At 64.1% G+C, this 17,412-nt stretch carries 14 protein-coding genes; 9 read left to right on the forward strand and 5 right to left on the reverse strand.

Annotation, left to right across the window (positions count from 1 at the left end):
- Window positions 1-24 precede the first annotated feature (24 nt).
- The 4 genes from AC0IYS_RS16015 to AC0IYS_RS16030 all read right to left on the reverse strand — a co-directional run bounded on the left by AC0IYS_RS16015 (window position 25) and on the right by AC0IYS_RS16030 (window position 5,895).
- Window positions 25-1,089, reverse strand: coding sequence for a S66 peptidase family protein (locus AC0IYS_RS16015; protein ID WP_471706080.1), 1,065 nt, complete (start codon window positions 1,087-1,089; stop codon window positions 25-27).
- The gene (locus tag AC0IYS_RS16020; protein ID WP_471706081.1) at window positions 1,089-3,854 is read right to left on the reverse strand and encodes a TonB-dependent receptor; all 2,766 of its coding nucleotides are present in this window, start codon (window positions 3,852-3,854) and stop codon (window positions 1,089-1,091) included. The genes AC0IYS_RS16015 and AC0IYS_RS16020 overlap by 1 nt, the downstream gene beginning before the upstream one ends.
- Window positions 3,855-4,090: 236 nt before the next feature.
- On the reverse strand, window positions 4,091-4,981 hold the full coding sequence (locus AC0IYS_RS16025; RefSeq protein ID WP_471706082.1) for a LysR family transcriptional regulator: 891 nt from the start codon (window positions 4,979-4,981) through the stop codon (window positions 4,091-4,093).
- A 29-nt stretch (window positions 4,982-5,010) separates the two neighbouring features.
- Window positions 5,011-5,895 (reverse strand): N-acetylmuramic acid 6-phosphate etherase, encoded by an 885-nt coding sequence (locus tag AC0IYS_RS16030; RefSeq protein ID WP_471706083.1) that lies wholly within the window; start codon window positions 5,893-5,895, stop codon window positions 5,011-5,013.
- 213 nt (window positions 5,896-6,108) lie between these two features.
- Between AC0IYS_RS16030 and AC0IYS_RS16035 the strand changes: the two genes are divergently transcribed.
- The 8 genes from AC0IYS_RS16035 to AC0IYS_RS16070 all read left to right on the forward strand — a co-directional run bounded on the left by AC0IYS_RS16035 (window position 6,109) and on the right by AC0IYS_RS16070 (window position 13,899).
- Window positions 6,109-7,344, forward strand: a complete 1,236-nt coding sequence (locus tag AC0IYS_RS16035; RefSeq protein ID WP_471706084.1) for a D-amino acid dehydrogenase — start codon at window positions 6,109-6,111, stop codon at window positions 7,342-7,344.
- Window positions 7,345-7,569: 225 nt separating this feature from the next.
- On the forward strand, window positions 7,570-8,211 hold the full coding sequence (locus AC0IYS_RS16040; RefSeq protein ID WP_471706085.1) for a PRC-barrel domain-containing protein: 642 nt from the start codon (window positions 7,570-7,572) through the stop codon (window positions 8,209-8,211).
- A gap of 200 nt (window positions 8,212-8,411) precedes the next feature.
- Window positions 8,412-9,842, forward strand: a complete 1,431-nt coding sequence (locus AC0IYS_RS16045; protein WP_471706086.1) for a circularly permuted type 2 ATP-grasp protein — start codon at window positions 8,412-8,414, stop codon at window positions 9,840-9,842.
- 9 nt (window positions 9,843-9,851) lie between these two features.
- A complete protein-coding gene (locus AC0IYS_RS16050; RefSeq protein WP_363495708.1) occupies window positions 9,852-10,805 on the forward strand; it encodes an alpha-E domain-containing protein in 954 nt (317 codons plus the stop codon).
- Window positions 10,806-10,820: 15 nt separating this feature from the next.
- Window positions 10,821-11,624: a transglutaminase family protein gene (locus AC0IYS_RS16055; RefSeq protein WP_471706087.1), complete on the forward strand. Its 804-nt coding sequence runs from the start codon at window positions 10,821-10,823 to the stop codon at window positions 11,622-11,624.
- A 46-nt stretch (window positions 11,625-11,670) separates the two neighbouring features.
- Window positions 11,671-12,543 carry a proteasome-type protease gene (locus AC0IYS_RS16060; RefSeq protein ID WP_471706088.1) on the forward strand — a complete coding sequence of 291 codons (873 nt, stop codon included), beginning with the start codon at window positions 11,671-11,673 and terminating at the stop codon, window positions 12,541-12,543.
- 115 nt (window positions 12,544-12,658) lie between these two features.
- Window positions 12,659-13,069, forward strand: coding sequence for an Hpt domain-containing protein (locus AC0IYS_RS16065; RefSeq protein WP_471706089.1), 411 nt, complete (start codon window positions 12,659-12,661; stop codon window positions 13,067-13,069).
- A gap of 425 nt (window positions 13,070-13,494) precedes the next feature.
- Entirely contained in the window at window positions 13,495-13,899 is a 405-nt protein-coding gene (locus AC0IYS_RS16070; protein ID WP_471706090.1) for a hypothetical protein, read from the forward strand.
- 100 nt (window positions 13,900-13,999) lie between these two features.
- On the opposite strand, the gene AC0IYS_RS16075 is transcribed toward AC0IYS_RS16070, so the two are convergent.
- Entirely contained in the window at window positions 14,000-15,580 is a 1,581-nt protein-coding gene (locus AC0IYS_RS16075; RefSeq protein WP_471706091.1) for a TIGR03013 family XrtA/PEP-CTERM system glycosyltransferase, read from the reverse strand.
- A gap of 218 nt (window positions 15,581-15,798) precedes the next feature.
- Here AC0IYS_RS16075 and nadB point away from each other — a divergent pair, with 218 nt between their 5' ends.
- A complete protein-coding gene (gene nadB / locus AC0IYS_RS16080) occupies window positions 15,799-17,412 on the forward strand; it encodes an L-aspartate oxidase (protein ID WP_471706092.1) in 1,614 nt (537 codons plus the stop codon).

The following is a 17,412-nucleotide window of genomic DNA, read 5'->3' on the forward strand; positions in this document are numbered from 1 at the left end:
CGGCAGTGTAACACCCGGCCCGCCCTAGACGACGCCGGGCTCCAGCAACGTCAGCGTCTGCTGCCCGGTATCGAGCCGCGCCTTGATGCCGACCGGCATGGTGAATTGATGGCGGATGTGGCCGAAGGAGTAACCGGTGACCGCCGGCAGGGTCAGCGGCAACAGGTGCTGGTCGACCGTTTCGTCCAGCGATAGCGCGCTTTCGCCGTCGATCCCCTCGCAATTTTCGAAAATGCCCAACATGACGGCCGCGGCCTTCCGATACCCCTGGCTGAGCTGCAACTGCGTCATCATGCGGTCGATACGGTAGGGCTCCTCGTTGACGTCTTCCAGATACAGGATGGCGTCGGTGAAGTCGGCCGCGTACGGCGTGCCGGCCAGCGCGCTGACCAGCGACAGGTTACCGCCAATCAACCGTCCCGTGGCGACGCCCGCGTGGATCGTGCGAAGCTTGTAGTTGGCGTGGGTCTCGCCTGCCAGCGCGTTCTCCGCCGACATCGCGATCGTATAGTTGTCGTGCGGCGTCATCAGCACGTTTTGCATCTGGGTGACGGCATACTCAGAGAACGTGGACGATGCCACCGGCCCGTGGAAAGTTACCAGCCCGGCGTGCGTAAGAAACGCCAGATGCAGGCTGGTGATGTCCGAATAGCCGATCAACACTTTCGGATGGGCGCGTATCAGCCGGTAATCGATGTGTTCCAGTAGCGAGATGCAGCCCGAGCCGCCGCGTATCGCCCACACCGCCTTGATTTCGGGGTCGAGGAACATGCCGTGCAAATCGTCGAGCCGCTGCTGGACGGTGCCGGCGTAGTTGCCGTAGACATAGTGTATGTTGTTGCCGACACGCGCGCGCAAGCCCAGAGACTCGATATTGCCGACCGCCTTCGCCAGCGCTTCCTCATTGGTATGGCCACCCGGCGCGATGATGCCGACCAGGTCGCCCGGCATCAGCCTCGCGGGTTTGATCAGGCGCATGTTTTTCCTCCGCCTGGACGATGGCGCGGCCGCTTGCGCCGCCGCGCTTGTGCCGATTGCGGCGGCGGCCAGCAGCTTGCCGAAATGCCGCCGGCCGAATCCGCCCGACATTACAGGAACTTGTACTTCAGCAAGACGCTGAGCGAGCGGCCGCGCGGATCGGCCACCCGCGGGTCCCAGCCGGCGCCCACCACCTCGTCGACGTTGTGCGCCGTGAACGGCGGATCGGTGTCGAGGACGTTCTGGATGCCCACGGTGATCGTGGTGTTGCGGATGCCGCTGTACGTGGCCGACAAGTCGTACTTGGTATACGCCTTGACGTTGGGATTGAACCCCGGCGGCGGCGTCGACTTGCCGTTGTTCGGCAACTGGTCCTTGTAGCCGGTGCTGTAGTTCTGGATCAGCATGGCGCTCCAGTCTCCCTTGGCCAGGCTGATGCTGGCGTTGTGCTTCCAGCGCAGATACAGGTCGCGGGTGTAGAAGTTGCCGACGTACTCCTTGTACTCCTGCCCTTCGAACTCGGCGAATTTGAAGCTGTTGGTGTAGGTGCCGTCGAGGCTGAAGTTCCAGTTATAGTTGCTGACTTTGCCTTCGCCGCGCAGGCTCAAGTCGGCGCCGCGCGTCTTGGCGCCGGCGGCGTTGATCCAGCCGGCTTGGACGTAGGCGATGGTGTTGTCCGGGTTGCGCACGATGTTCTCGGACAGCGCCGCCGCGTTGGCCAGCACCACTTGCGGCGTGCGGTTCAGGATGCGGTTGAGGGTGTTGATGGCCCAGTAGTCCAGCGAGGCCGAATAGCCCTTGACCGGCTCGAAGACAACGCCGAGGCTGCCCTGCTTGGAGGTTTCCGGCTTCAGCCTGGTGTTGCCGCCGGTGAGATACTCCAGGCGCGGAATGGCGCAGAAGGCCGGATTGCCCGGATTGGCCGGGCAGCCGATCGGGTCGATGATGCCGTTCGGCAGTTCCTGCAGCAGGCTGCCGGAATACAGTTGCGTGAAGCTCGGCGCCAGGAAGCCTTTGTTGGCCGAGCCGCGGAACAGCAGCGAACTGTTGGGCTGGTAGCGGAACGAGACCTTGGGGTTGGTGGTATCGCCGAACACGCTGTAATGGTCGCGCCGCAGGGCCAGTTGCAGCTCCAGTTCCTTGGTGACGGGCACCAGCAGCTCGGTGTAGAAGGCCTTGATGTCGCGCGTGGCCTCGTTCAACGCCGCGTTGCCGGGCGCCAGCAGGATTTGCGTGGCGTCGACGTCCTGGGCGAAGCTGTAGCCTTCGCGGCGCAGGTCGAAGCCGACCGCCATCGACATCGCTCCCGCCGGCAGCTGCATCACTTCGCCGGAAAGGTTGCCGTCGATCTGGGTCAGTTTGGTCTTGCCGTGCTGCAGCGGGCCACGATAGCGGGTGGAATCGATCAGCGCGATCGCCTCCGGCGTCTGGGTCTGGCCTGGCGTCAGCCACGGATTGATCAGGCCGGTGCCGAGCGCCGCGTAGATCTTGCTTGTGTAGCCGTAGCCGTCCAGCAAGCGGGTCTTGGTCTTGCTTTCGCCGTGGGACACGCCGGCGCGGTAGTCCCACTTGCCCAGCAGGACGCCTTCGGCGCCGAGCAGCAGGCGGGCGTTGTCGGTGACGTTCTCTTGCTTGCGATAGCCCCAGTCGTTGGCGCGCCATTTGTACGAGATCGGCTTGGTCTTGTCGAAAGTGGAAATATACGGCGACAGGTCCTGGTAATAGGCGCCGCCGGCCGGATAGACGCCGCCGTTGGCGACCGTGGCCGAGATCTGCACCGGCGTCAGCTCCGACAGCGCCTTGTTGTGGCCGTACAAGGCCTCGACGAACACCTTGTGGTCCGGGTTGATTTGCAAGGTACCGCGCGAGACGGCGTTCAGGCGCTCGACCGGGAAGCTGATGATGTAGTCGGCGCCGTAATCATAGGCGCACGAATAGGTGCTGCGGGTGGCGGCGGTGACGTCCTTCCATAGCGCCGTCTGGTATTGCGACATGCCGGGAATCGTGTCGCACTTGCCCTGGAAGCTCAGCGGGTTCGCCTGCAGATAGGTGGTGCTGTCGCCGGGCATCTTGAAGCCGGCGCCGAGGGCCGTGCCCGGACCGTTCAGTTGATTGGCGAACGGCGTGCCGGTGGTGTCCGGCGACAGGCCGCGCGCCGGCTGGAAGCCGTTGGCGAACGAGCGCTCGCGGGAACTCAGCTTTTCGTCGTTGTCGTAGGTGACGCTGCCCATCAGGTTGTAGCCGTCGGTTTGCAGCGAGCCGGTGCCGCCGAGCAGCGACAGGCGGCGCTTGGCGCCGCCGCCCTCCTCGGTGAAATTGCCGGTATAGGATAGCTCCAGGCCGCGATAATCGGTGCGCAGGATGAAGTTGATGACGCCGCCGATGGCGTCGGTGCCGTAGATGGCCGAGGCGCCGTCCTTGAGGATCTCGACGCGGGCGATGGCGCCCAGCGGAATCGCGTTGAGGTCGACCGACTTGCCGCTGGCGCCGTAGGTGGCGATGCGGCGGCCGTTGAGCAGCACCAGGGTGCTGTTGGGGCCGAGTCCGCGCAGCGACGCGTAAGAGGCGCCGCCGCTGACGCGGTCGGCGTCGGCGCCGAAGACGTTATTACCGGACGTCATGTTGTCGGCGCCGGTGCCGTTGGCCGACAAGGTGCGGATCAGTTGCTCGGTGCTGGTGATGCCCTGCTTTTCGATGGTGTCGTAGTTGATCACCTGCACCGGCAGCGCGCCCTCCTTGGCCACCCGCTTGATGCTGCTGCCGGTGATTTCGACCCGCTGCATGCTCGCTTCGCCGCTTTGCGCCAGCGCCGGTCCCGACGCCGGGGCCACAACACCTATCAGCGCAATCATGTGCGCCAGTTTCTTAACCTTCACGGCCTCTCCCTTTGATGTGCCTGCGATCTATCGCGACTGGCGGCTGGCGGCGTCGTTGCGCCGCGCTGTCCCGCCAACCCAGATTAGCCGCTCGACTTTGTCGCCATCCAATGAAAATAGCTTTTGAGGTTATAACTTTTAGTCATAAAGTGAGCGGCGCAGGAGGAGGATGCCAGCCGGGCTCCATTTGCGGAATGGCATTTGTATCATTTTTGCCACGGAGTAAAGAATAAAGTCTATTCGAGCAGCGTCCTCGCGGCCGTCGCAATGCTGTCAGCCAAGCGGCGCGCGCCGTGCGACAGCGGCGCATGGGCTGGCGTCAATAGATACAGCGGGATCGGAATGGCGGGCGACCAGGGACGGCTTTGCAGCCGGCCGCGTCCCGAGGCGGCGGTGAACGGGTCGACCACCGCCATGCCGCCGCCCGCCTCGACCAGCGAGCGGGCGATCTGGTAGGTTTGCACCACGGTGTGGACCGAGGGCGCGATGCCTTGCGCCTCGCAGGCGGCCTCCACTTGCGCGCCCAGCGGATCGTTGTCGGTGTAGCCGATCAGCTCGCCTTTCAGGCCGCAGGCCAACAGCGGCTCGCCCTCTTCCGTCGCCGACCAGGTGCCCGGCGGCGCGATCACCGTCATTACCCCTTGCGCGATCGGTTCGGCGATGATGCCGGGATGGCGCGGGTCCTGCAACGACAGGCCAAGATCGGCCTCGCCGAGGCGCAGCGTGTTGATGATCTCGCTGGTATGGTGCGTCGCCAGCTCGCAGCGGGTGTCGGCGAAGGCGCGGCGCCATGCGCTCATCGCCTGCGGCAAGACGCTGACGGCGATCGTCGGCGTGGCCACCAGGCGGATGGTCTCCACGGTGCGGCTTTTGAGGCTGGCGGCGAGGCGGCGGATGCCTTGCAGTTCGTGGTGCAGCTTTTCGGTTTCGGCGAACAGGCGGTGCGCCTCCGGCTTCGGATACAGCTTGCCGCGCACCCGCTCGAACAGCGGCATGCCCAGTTGCAGCTCGCAATGTTGCAGCACCTTGGTGACGGCCGGCTGGGAAATGTGCAGCACTTGCGCCGCGCCGCTGATGGTGCCGACTTGCATGATCGCGTGGAAAACTTCTATGTGCCGTAACCGCATGGTCCCTCTTTCAATAACGCATCTTCGCGTTACTGTAGCAGGAGTGCGGCGCGTACACTGCCCGCGCTGCGGTCGAGCAAGGCCTGCGCCTGCGGTATCGATAGTTCCTTGAGCAAGGCCACGATGGCGACTTTGACGTGGAAGCCGCATTGGGCCAGGGCCGCCCGGGCGCGGGCCTCGTCGGCGCCGGTGGCATGCATCGTCAGCGCCACGGCGCGCTGGACCAGCTTGGAGTTGCTCGGCTTCATATCGACCATCAGGTTGCCGTAGACCTTATGCAGCCGGACCATGATGGCGCTGGAAATGGTGTTGAGCACGATTTTCTGTGAGGTGCCGGCCTTTAGACGCGTGCTGCCGGAGATGATTTCCGGGCCGGTATCGAGCGTGATGCCGATTCCGGCGCGCAGGACCAGCGGCGCGTCCGGATTGTTGGCGATGCCGACGGTGAGCGCCTCACTGGCGCGGGCGGCCTCCAGCGCGCCGAGCACGTACGGCGTGGCGCCCGAGGCGGCCAGCAGCAGCACCACATCCTTCGGTCCCGGCCGCAGCGCCGCGAGATCCGCGCCACCCTGGCCGGCGTCATCCTCGGCGCCCTCGACCGCCCGGAACATGGCGCCCTTGCCGCCGGCCAGCAGCGACAGCGCGCGCTCGTGCGGCCAAGAAAAGGTCGGGTGCAGTTCGACGCCGTCGAGCACGCCGAGCCGGCCCGAGGTGCCGGCGCCCACGTAGATCAGGCGCCCGCCGGAGGCGATGCGGGGCACGGCTGCCTCGACGACGGCACAGATCTGCCCCGCCGCCTGGCGGACCGCAGCGATGGCATTGAGCTGGTCGGCAATCAGCGTGTCGACCAGGTCGGGCACCGGATACTGGTCCAGGCCGGCATGTTCCTGGCTGGGAATTTCGGTTCTGAGCATCGTCATGCCTCGATGGGTTCGATACCGTGAGTGTAATCGCCAAACGCGGGCTTGAGGCATGAAACGTTGCCGGACGCGCATTCCATAAGGTTATGGAGCCAGCGCCGGTTTTCATTGGCAGCGGCCGGCGGGCCGCGCTATTCTGGGGCGCATCCGGTCCGGCTTGCGGCCGGCTATCAGAATAATGTTGTTGTCATCGGGAGACAGTGAACGATGAGCGAGATCGTCGTCATCGGCGGTGGCGTGGTCGGCCTGACGTCGGCCTGGTGGTTGGCCGAGGCCGGCTTTCAGGTGCGCCTGGTCGAGCGCGAGGCGCAAGTCGGCAGCATGGCCAGCTACCGCAATGGCGGTCAGCTCAGCTATCGCTACGTGGCGCCGCTGGCCGACGCCGGGGTGCCGCTGAAGGCGCTGCAGTGGCTGTTCCAGCCGGACGGGCCGCTACGGCTCCGTCTGGAGGCCGACCCGAGACAATGGCGCTGGTTCCTGCAATTCCTGGGCAACTGCAATGCCGACGCCAACCGCCGCACCACCGCCACCTTGCTGCAATTGGGCGAACTGAGCCGCAATGCGATGGCCGAATTGTCGCCGGTGCTGCCGCCTTCCGAGTTCGCCTGGCGCGACGCCGGCAAGCTGGTCGTCTATCGCAGCCGCCATCTGTTCGAGCGCGCGGCCGGCGTGGCCGCCGCCGATGCCGAGGTCTTGTCGCCGGCCGCCGCCGTGGCGCGCGAACCGGCGCTGGCGGCGTTGCAAAGCGTGCTGGCGGGCGGCATCTTCAACCCGGGCGAGGCGGTGGCCGACTGCCACGCGTTCTGCCTGGCGCTGGAGCTGCGCCTGCGGGCACACCCGAACTTCCTCGGCGTCACGCATGCCGATGTGCACGCCTTGACGGTCGACGGCGGCCGGGTGTCCGGACTCGACACCTCGATCGGCCCCATCGGCGGCGATCATTATGTGCTCGCGGCCGGCATCGACAGCCGCGACCTGGCGAGCCGCGCCGGCATCTATTTACCCCTGTATCCACTGAAAGGCTACAGCCTGACGGCGCCGATACGCGCGGTCGACCACGCGCCGGAAATCAGCGTGACCGACTTCGAGCGCAAGGTGCTGTACGCGCGCATCGGCGGGCGCCTGCGGGTGGCGGCCATGGTCGATCTGGTCGGCGCCAGGCTCGCCATCGAGGAGCGCCGCGTGCAGGGCCTGATGCGGCTGGCGAAGGAAGCCATGCCGGGCGCTGCCGACTACGGCAACGTCGAAACGTGGGCCGGCCTGCGTCCGGCCACGCCTAGCGGCGCGCCCATCATCGGCGCCACGCGCTACGGCAACTTGTGGCTCAACGTCGGCCACGGCCCGCTCGGTTTCACGTTCGCCTGCGGCAGCGCCAAACTGCTGGCGGGCGCGCTGCGCGGCGAAGACGCACCGTTCCCTCTCGATGGCCTCGGTTCCACGTAGGGCGGATTAGGCGCAGCCGTAATCCGCCAATGCATGAGCCGTCGAAACGCATGCATGGCGGATTACGCTGCGCTAATCCGTAGTCCTTATGTTCGCCAGTAACTCATCCCCGTCCTACATCGACACCGCACGCGCACCTATACCTCTACCGTCGCGCTGGACGCATGATGAGCTTTGTTCCCGCGGCATGAATGACGGGATTTGTTCAACCACTTGGAGACCATCATGAGCTACCTAGACCGCGACACTTATGGCATTTACAACGACCTCGATAACGACCTCGACGTCAACAGCGGCCCCGGCCCCCGCCTGATGGGCGCAGACACGCTGATCGGCGAGGATGTCTACAACCGCCAGGAAGAAGACTTGGGCGATATCAAGGAAATCATGCTCGACATGCGCCAAGGCAAAGTCGCCTACGCGGTGCTGTCCTTCGGCGGCTGGCTGGGCATGGGCGACAAGCTGTTCGCCGTGCCTTGGGAAGCCCTGCAACTGGACACCGTCAACAAACGCTTCCTGCTGGACGTGTCGAAAGACCACCTGAAAAACGCGCCGGGCTTCGACAAGGATAACTGGCCCGACATGGCCAGCGCCGAGTTCAGCACCCAGCTGCACAACTTCTACGGCACCCAGCAAGGCGCCCTCGGCACCCGCACCGCCAGCGGCAGCGTGATGGGCGCTGGAAGCTCCAGCCTGCAGAGCGATCCCGGCTACGGCAGCCAGAGTGGCCTTGGCAGCGAAACCGGCATCGGCAGCCAATCGCAAACCGGCCTCGGCGGCCAAACCCAGACCGGCCTCGGCAGCCAGACCGGCAACCAGACCGGTTCCGGCTACGGTAGCACCGGCTCGGGCAGCGGCAACCTGTAATTGTTGAGGGGACAGCACGATTGCATTCTGTCCAACACAATTCCCAGCGCCAAGGTATGCTTCGTAGCGTGCCTTGGCGTTTTGCGTCCTTATTCTCCATCGTGTAGTTATCCCAAGTGTGTAAACGCACCAATATCGGGCATTTCCTCTGGCACACTTCTTGATAGAAGATAAAGGCACTCCACAGAGGAACGTTCGATATGGCAAAATTTTTCAACGAAATGACCGCTGATGGCCTGGCACACCACGCCAGCGCCGAGGTACGTGAACACTATCGCGAGTTTTGCGGCTGGCTCCAGCGCCAGTCGGCCGAAACCATCGAGCGCAAGCGGGCCGAGGCCGATTTGACCTTCCGCCGCGTCGGTATCACCTTCGCCGTGTATGGCGACGACGCCGGCACCGAGCGGTTGATCCCCTTCGACACCATTCCCCGCATCATCCCCGCCGCCGAGTGGAAAAAGATGGAAGCCGGCCTGGTTCAGCGCGTCAAGGCGCTGAACATGTTCATTCACGATATCTATCACGACCAGAACATCATCAAGGCCGGCCTGATTCCCGCCGAGCAGATCTACAAAAACGCCCAGTACCGCCCGGAGATGCAAGGCATCAACGTGGCGTCGGACATTTACGCGCACATCGCCGGGGTCGACATCGTGCGTGCCGGCGCGGGCGAGTTTTACGTGCTGGAGGACAATCTGCGCGTGCCTTCGGGCGTCTCCTATATGCTGGAAGACCGCAAAATGATGATGCGGCTGTTCCCGGAATTGTTCGCGCGCAACAAAATCGCACCGGTCGACCACTATCCGGACATGCTGCTCGACAATCTGCGCTCGGTGGCGCCGATGGGCATCAACGATCCGACGGTGGTGGTGATGACGCCGGGCATGTACAACTCGGCCTATTTCGAGCACGCCTTCCTGGCCCAGCAAATGGGCGTGGAGCTGGTCGAGGGCAAGGATTTGTTCGTCAGCGATAACACCGTGTTCATGCGCACCACGCGGGGACCGAAGCGTGTCGACGTGATTTACCGCCGCCTCGACGATGATTTCCTTGATCCGCTGGCGTTCCGTCCCGATTCCTCGCTCGGCGTGCCGGGCCTGCTGTCGGTGTACCGCGCCGGCCGCGTGACCCTGGCCAACGCCATCGGCACCGGGGTGGCGGACGACAAGTCGATCTACCCTTTCGTGCCGGACATGATCAAGTTCTACCTGTCCGAGGAGCCTGTGCTCAACAACGTGCCGACCTACCAGTGCCGCAAAAAAGAGGATCTGGACTATACGCTGGCCAATCTGGCCGAGCTGGTGGTCAAGGAGGTGCACGGCGCCGGCGGCTACGGCATGCTGGTCGGTCCGGCATCGACCAAGGCGCAGATCGAGGACTTCCGCCAGCGCCTGCTGGCCAAGCCGGACGGCTACATCGCCCAACCGACCCTGGCGCTGTCGGCCTGCCCCACCTATGTCGAGAACGGCATCGCGCCGCGCCACATCGACCTGCGTCCATTCGTGCTGTCCGGCAAGACCATTTCGATGGTGCCCGGCGGCTTGACCCGGGTCGCATTGCAAGAAGGTTCGCTGGTGGTGAACTCGTCGCAAGGCGGCGGCACCAAAGACACCTGGATACTGGAACGCTAAGGAGACACCATGTTAAGCCGTACCGCAGATCACCTGTTCTGGATGGCGCGCTATACTGAGCGCGCCGAAAACACCGCCCGCATGCTCGACGTCAACGTGCAGACGTCGATGCTGCCGCAGTCCGACGAGGACAACGCCCACGGCTGGCGCGCCATGCTCGGCATTTCCGAGCTGCAAGCCGCCTACGACGCCAAGCACAAGACGCTGGAGGCGCGCGAGGTCATCGATTTCATGGTGCGCGACCCGGACAACTCCTCGTCGATCGTCGCCTGCCTGACCGAGGCGCGCGAGAACGCCCGCGCCGTGCGCGGCACCTTGACCACCGAGGTGTGGGAAATCCAGAACCAGACCTGGCTCGACATGCAAAAGCGCCTCGACAGCGATCTGCTGGAGGACGATCCGAGCAAGTTCTTCGAATGGGTCAAGTTCCGCTCGCACCTGTCGCGCGGGGTGACCGTCGGCACCATGCTGCGCGACGAGGCAGTCCATTTCATCCGTCTCGGCACCTTCCTCGAGCGGGCCGACAACACGGCGCGCATCCTGGATGTCAAGTTCCACGGCGGCGGCGCCGAGGCCACCCGCAGCGAGGCGATGAGCCAGCACGATTTCTACTACTGGGGCGCCCTGCTGCGCTCGGTATCGGGCTTCGAGATCTACCGCAAGGTGTACCGCGACGTGATCACGCCGGCCCGCATCGCCGAGCTGCTGATGCTGCGCGGCGACATGCCGCGCTCGCTGCTGGCCTGTATGGACGAAGTGGTGCAAAACCTGGCAGAGGTGCGCAACGATGTGTCGGCCGATACCGAACGGCTGGCCGGCCGGCTGCGCGCGGCGCTGCAGTTCAGCAATATCGACGATATCCTGGAGGCCGGCCTGCACGAGACGCTGACACGCTTCCTGGCCGACATCAACCAACTGGGCGACCGCGTCAGCCGCGATTTCCTGGTGCCGCTGGCGGCTTGAGGGAGCGACTGATCCATGCAACTGAATATTCGGCATGAAACGCGCTACACCTACACCACGCCCCTGGCCTACACCATCCAGCAACTGCACCTGACGCCGCGCAAGGAGCCGCAGCAGCACGTGATGTCGTGGAATATCGCGATGCCCGGCCATGTGCACGCCTACACGGACGCCTACGGCAACCTGTCGCACATGATGACGATGGCCACGCCGCATCACGGCCTGACCATCACCGCCGCCGGCGTGATCCAGACCGAGATGCCGCTCAAGGGACGGGTGCCGAACGGCGACACGCTGTCGCCGCTGATTTTCACGGTGCCCACGCGCCTGACCGAGGCCACGCCGGGCATCCTGGAACTGGCCGCCTCCTGCCTGCCGGACGGCCGGGCCCAGAGCAAGGACCTGCTTTCGCTGGCCGAGCACATCTTTGGTGCGGTCCGGTATCAAAGCGGTGCGACCGTCGTCACCACCACCGCCAGCGACGCGTTGGCGTTGGGCCAGGGCGTGTGCCAGGACCATGCCCACCTGTTCCTGGCCTGTTGCCATGCGCACGGCATTCCGGCGCGCTACGTGTCGGGCTATATCGATCCCGAAGACACCGGCCACGCGGCCAGCCATGCCTGGGTCGACGCCTGGGCCGAGGACAAGGATTATGTGGGCTGGATCAGCATCGACGTCACGCACGCGCGCCTGATGACCGACGCCTATTGCCGCCTGGCTATCGGGCGCGATTACGATGCGGCGGCGCCGGTGCGCGGCGTGCGGCGCGGCGGCGGCCAGGAATCGATGGAAGTCGACGTGAAAATTGGTGCCAGGTAATTACCACGTGTAAAATAGTCGTACTTATATTCAATACTTTACGACGATGACTTATTGTGTGGGCATGCGCCTCGACGCCGGGCTGGTGTTTTTATCGGACTCGCGCACCAACGCCGGGGTGGACCAGGTCGGCACGTTCCGCAAGATGAGCGTGTTCGAGGTGCCCGGCGACCGCATGATGGTCATGATGACCGCCGGGAACTTGTCGATTTCACAATCGATACGCCAGCTGGTGTCGGAGCGTGCCACCGCCGACGGTCACAGCCTGTGGGACGCGCCCAATATGTACGAGGCCGCGCGCATCCTCGGCGACGCGGTGCGCCAGGTGCACGAGCGCGACGCCAAGTCCCTGGCCGGCTTTGGCATCGACTTCAACGTCAGCATTATTTTCGGCGGGCAGATCAAGGGCGAGCGCTGCCGCCTGTTCCAGATTTACTCGGCCGGCAATTTCATCGAGTCGCACGATGAAAACACCTATTTCCAGATCGGCGAGGCCAAGTACGGAAAACCGATCATCGACCGCGTGGTCACGCCGGCCACCAGCCTGGACGATGCTGCAAAATGCGCGCTCATTTCGATGGATTCGACCTTGCGCTCCAACGTCTCGGTCGGCCTGCCGCTCGATCTGCTGGTCTATGATACCGACGCGCTGGCCGTCACGCATTTCGTCACCATCGACGAGCGCAACCAGTATTTCCAGATGATCCGCAACACCTGGGGCGACCAGCTTAAACGTGTGTTCGAAGGCCTCGACAATCCGGTGTGGAACGCGGCGCCCGAAGCTACCAGCAACGTGCTGCACGCAACCAAGACCGGCGGCAAACCGGTGCGCGTCGCGCCGCCGGCCGGCACCGCGCTGGTTGCGCCGGCGGCGCCGTTACAGACGCTGGCGCAGCAATTTAACAACGGACAACAATAGCGTGTTGATCTGACTTAAATGTCGTTTGAATAAGCCAAGCCAAGTTCGGGTAATGTGTCAGGCAACATTATCCCTCAGTGTATTATTAGGCAATTAGTTCGTTTTGGAGTGCCACATGTCTGAAATCAGTACGTCAGGACCCGAAGAGAATGTATTCTCGGTCGCCACGCTGCTCAAATACATGGGCAACGACGATAAGGCGCTGGCGATTGTCTCCAAAATCGTGCGCGACGCCTGCGCGCCGGGTCTGGCCCCGTTCGACCAGGCGCGCGCGGCGCTCCAGGAAGAGCGTCTGGTCGACGCCGGCAAGATTTTCCATAGCCTGCGCGGTTCCATCGGCACGCTGGGGGCGAAGCGCCTGGTGGCGTCGTCGCTCAAGCTAGAGCAGGCGATCGCCGAACGCCAAAGCGGGCATATCCCTCCCCTGTTCGCCGAGCTTGAATCAGAATATCAGCTGGTACTGCGGCAAGCAGAAGATTGGCTGCTGCTTAACTCTCCCCAAGACGGCAAGACGACACGGGCATAACGCCTGCAAACAGGTACCGGCGGGCTCCTCGCCTCTGTCTGCCTGCCACACTAAATCTCACTATATCGCTCAACAATCGTAACGAACGCTCATGTTGCAGTGCACACTGGTATGCTCGATTCAAGCATTTCGGGCCCCGTTAACGAATCGTTACAATTGTTACCCTCATTAGGGACTTGCAATCCAAAGTGAGAAAGTGTTCATGTTAATATCGCCACCATTCGATATCTCTCCTGCTATCACATAGCTGCGCCGGACGTGCGACACGGATTTCGTCAATATCGTAAGCTAACGGACAAGGTTCCGTCGTCTGCGTACTATTGCGTAATAGACAATTTGCCGAGATGCAAGTATAATGCTGCAATGCGTCTTAAATGGCGATTACCAAGGGTAACTAATATATGGATTTATTCAACAAGTCAGGTGTGTTGGTATCATCGGTTCTGGTTCTGGTCGGAGCGTTGATCGCCTGCCAGGCGCAGGAAGGTACCGTACCCGCCTCGACCGTGATTGAAGCCGCCGCGATGCAAATCGGTCCGCAAGGCCAACCAGCGGCGGAGCGACGTTTGCAAGAGTGGGCAGACCAGGGTTCCGCGGTTGCCCAGCGCGAACTGGCATTGCGGTATTTGTCCAACCCGGCCAAGCGCAGCGAAGCGATCGCCTTGTTCGAGCGCGCCGCCAGCGCCGGCGATGCCCAGGCGGCAGTCGGCCTGGTCGGCATGGCGCGCGAAGCGGGCGACGGCATGGGTGGCGTCGCCGCCGCCAACGCGGCGCGCACCGCCGGCCGCGTGATCAAGGAAGCGACCAGCGTCAACTACGCGCCGCGCTAAGGTTTTCCCTTACCACAGTTCCAAGCTCGTCATTAGCGCCATCAAACCGCGGCACCCCAGGTGCGGCGGTTTTTTTTGGCCTGGCGCCGAGCATCCGCTTTCAGGCCTTGGTATCCAGCTGGGCGATATACCAGCGCAGCGCCTGGTCCAGGCCGCGCCGCAGGTCGTGGGTCGGCACATAGCCGAGCAAACTGGACGCCTTCGAGATGTCCGCCTGCGAGTGGCGCACGTCGCCGGCGCGGAATTCGCCATAGGTGGGCTGGTAGTCGCGCAGATGTGGGTAACGCTCGACCAGCAAGCCATGCAATGTCAGATACAGCTCGTTCAGACTGGTGCGCGCATTGAGCGCGACGTTGTAGACCTGATTGACGGCGGCCGGCTTGTCGGTCAGCGCCGCCAGCAGATTGCGCACGGCGTCATCGACCGAGGCGCCGTAGCCGTGGCGCACCTGCGCCAGGCCGGTGATGCCCGGCTTGATGCCGTGACGCACATTGTAATAGGCGATCTCCTGGCACAGCTGCTCGACGAAGTAGGCGCGCTCCGGGCGCGGACCGACAAAGCTCATCTCGCCCTTGAACACATTGAGCATCTGCGGCAGTTCGTCGATGCGCAGCTTGCGAGTCCAGCGGCCCACCGCCGTCACGCGCGGATCGTCCTGCGAGGCCCATTTCGGCTTGCCGTCCAGCTCCGCGTCGACCCGCATGCTGCGGAACTTCAGCACCTTGAACGGCCGGTTGTCGCGGCCGACCCGCTCCTGCTGGTAGAACACCGGCCCGCCATCCTCGAGCTTGATCGCCAGCGCCGTCAGCAGCATCACCGGCAGCGCCGCCAGGCAAATCGCGCCGCTGGCCAGCAGGTCGAAGGCGCGCTTGACCGCCGCCCGGAGCGGGCTCTGGTCGAAGCCGCCGCCGAAGATCAAATAGCTCGGCTGCAGCGAATCGACGCGGATCTGGCACGCCTCGCGCTCGAAGAAACTGGCGGCGTCGGTGACGCGCACGCCGCCCAGCGCGCACTCGAGCAGCTGGCGCACCGGGAAAGCGCCATTGCGGCGGTCGCCCACCGAGACGATGATCTCGTCGGCGGCATGGCGCCGCGCCAGCGCCAGCAGCGACAGCTCCGGCGGCAGCAGCATCGTCAGCGGCACGCAGCGCAACTCGCCCTCGACCGGCACGCACCCAACCACCCGGAACTGGTGGAAACCGACGCCCGTGGTGGCCAGGTCCATGCACTCGCGCGCGGTGGCGCCGTCGCCGATAATGATCAAACGCTTCTCCAGCATGCTCGACTGCGCCGACGTGAACACCAGCAGCCGCGCCAGCAGCACCGACGCGCCGCCGACGACGAACACCACGCTGCCGAGCCGCACGAACTGCGTGCCAGGCAGCAGTTGCGCCAGCAGGCTGAACAGGATAAAACCCAGCACGAACGACGGCAGGATGCGCACGAAAGTACTTTTGATGTCCTCGCGCGACTGGTTGTGCTGGTACATGCCGAGGGCGCCCATGCTAAACACCAGCACCACCGCGAACGCCAGCGCCGGCGGATACAGGCTGTCGGGTGCCGGGCCGCCCTGGCGCCACAACGGCGCGCTCGCCACGGCGGCGGTTAACAGGACCAGCAGCTCCAGCATCAGCAGCATGAAGGCCATTTTCGACACGTAATGATGAAATATCCTGATCACAATAAGCTCCCTGCCGCGCTGAGCGGCGGAGCTTTCATGATGGAGACAACCGCGTCGGTTCACCTTGCGCGGCCACAACCGCAAACCGGCGCCAGCGCAAACCGGACGCGAAAAGGGGATAAACCCGGCCTAAAACCGGGGTAAAAGCCGGGGAATATGACGAAGATGTGACAAATAGTCTATAGTCATGCTTCCTTACAGCATTTCTACATGTGATCATGAAATTTGATGTTGCAATCGTCGGCAGCGGACTGGCCGGCCTCTCGGTCGCCCTGCACCTGGCCGAAACGCGCACAGTCGCGATTATCTCCAAACGCGCGCTCAAAGACGGCGCCAGCAACTGGGCGCAGGGCGGCATCGCCGCCGTGCTCGATTCCGGCGATAGCCACACCCAGCACATCGACGACACCCTGGTCGCCGGCGGCGGCCTGTGCGACGAAAGCGCCACGCGCTACATCGTCGAGCACGGCCGCGAGGCGATCGAATGGCTGATCGCGCAGGGCGTGCCGTTCACCCGCGACTCGTCGGCCGAACTGGGCTTCCACCTGACCCGCGAAGGCGGCCACAGCCAGCGCCGCATCATCCACGCGGCCGACGCCACCGGCCACGCGGTGCAGGTCACGCTGGAGGAAAAAGTCCGCGCCCATCCGAACATCACCTTGTTCGAGCATCACTGCGCGATCGACCTGATCACCTCCGACAAGTTGCATCCGGTCAAAAAAGGCCATTCCCAGCCGAAATGCTACGGCTTGTACGTGCAGGACGAAAAATCCGGCCAGGTGCACACGTTCGCCGCCGAGCACACCGTCTTGGCCACCGGCGGCGCCGGCAAGGTCTACCTGTACACCACCAACCCGGACACGGCCAGCGGAGACGGCATCGCCATGGCCTGGCGCGCCGGCTGCCGCATTTCGAACATGGAGTTCATCCAGTTCCACCCGACCTGCCTGTACCACCCGTACGCCAAGTCGTTCCTGATCACCGAGGCGATCCGTGGCGAGGGCGGCCTGCTCAAGCTGCCGCCTGAAGCCGGCGCCGCCGCCGGCACCCGCTTCATGCTGGCCCACGACGAGCGCGCAGAACTGGCGCCGCGCGACGTGGTCGCCCGGGCGATCGACTTCGAGATCAAAAAGCGCGGCCTCGACTACGTGCACCTGGACATCAGCCACAAGCCGGCCGCATTCCTGATCGAACACTTCCCGACGATCTATGCGCGCTGCCTGGAACTGGGCATCGACATCACCAAGCAACCGATCCCGATCGTGCCGGCCGCGCACTACACCTGCGGCGGCGTGGTCACCGACCTGTTCGGCCGCACCGACCTGCCCGGCCTGTACGCCGTGGGCGAGACCGCCTGCACCGGCCTGCACGGCGCCAACCGCCTGGCCAGCAACTCGCTGCTCGAATGCGTGGTCATCGGCAGCGCCTGCGCGCGCGACATCGCCTCCAAGGAAAAAGGCGAAGTGCCCTACCTGCCCGACTGGGACGAAAGCCGGGTCACCGACGCCGACGAGGAAGTGGTGATTTCCCACAACTGGGACGAGCTGCGCCGCTTCATGTGGAACTACGTCGGCATCGTGCGCACCACCAAGCGTCTGGAGCGCGCGCAACACCGCATCGCGCTGCTGAAGGAAGAAATCGACGAGTATTACCGCAACTTCCGCATCACGCACGACCTGCTGGAGCTGCGCAACCTGGTCGACGTGGCCAACCTGATCGTCAACAGCGCGCTGCAGCGCCGCGAAAGCCGGGGCCTGCACTTCAGCCGCGACTATCCGGAAACCTTGCCGAAAGCGTTGCCGAGCATCCTGATGCCGCCGCGCCGCAACTAG

This window comes from Duganella sp. AC237, from assembly GCF_979254035.1.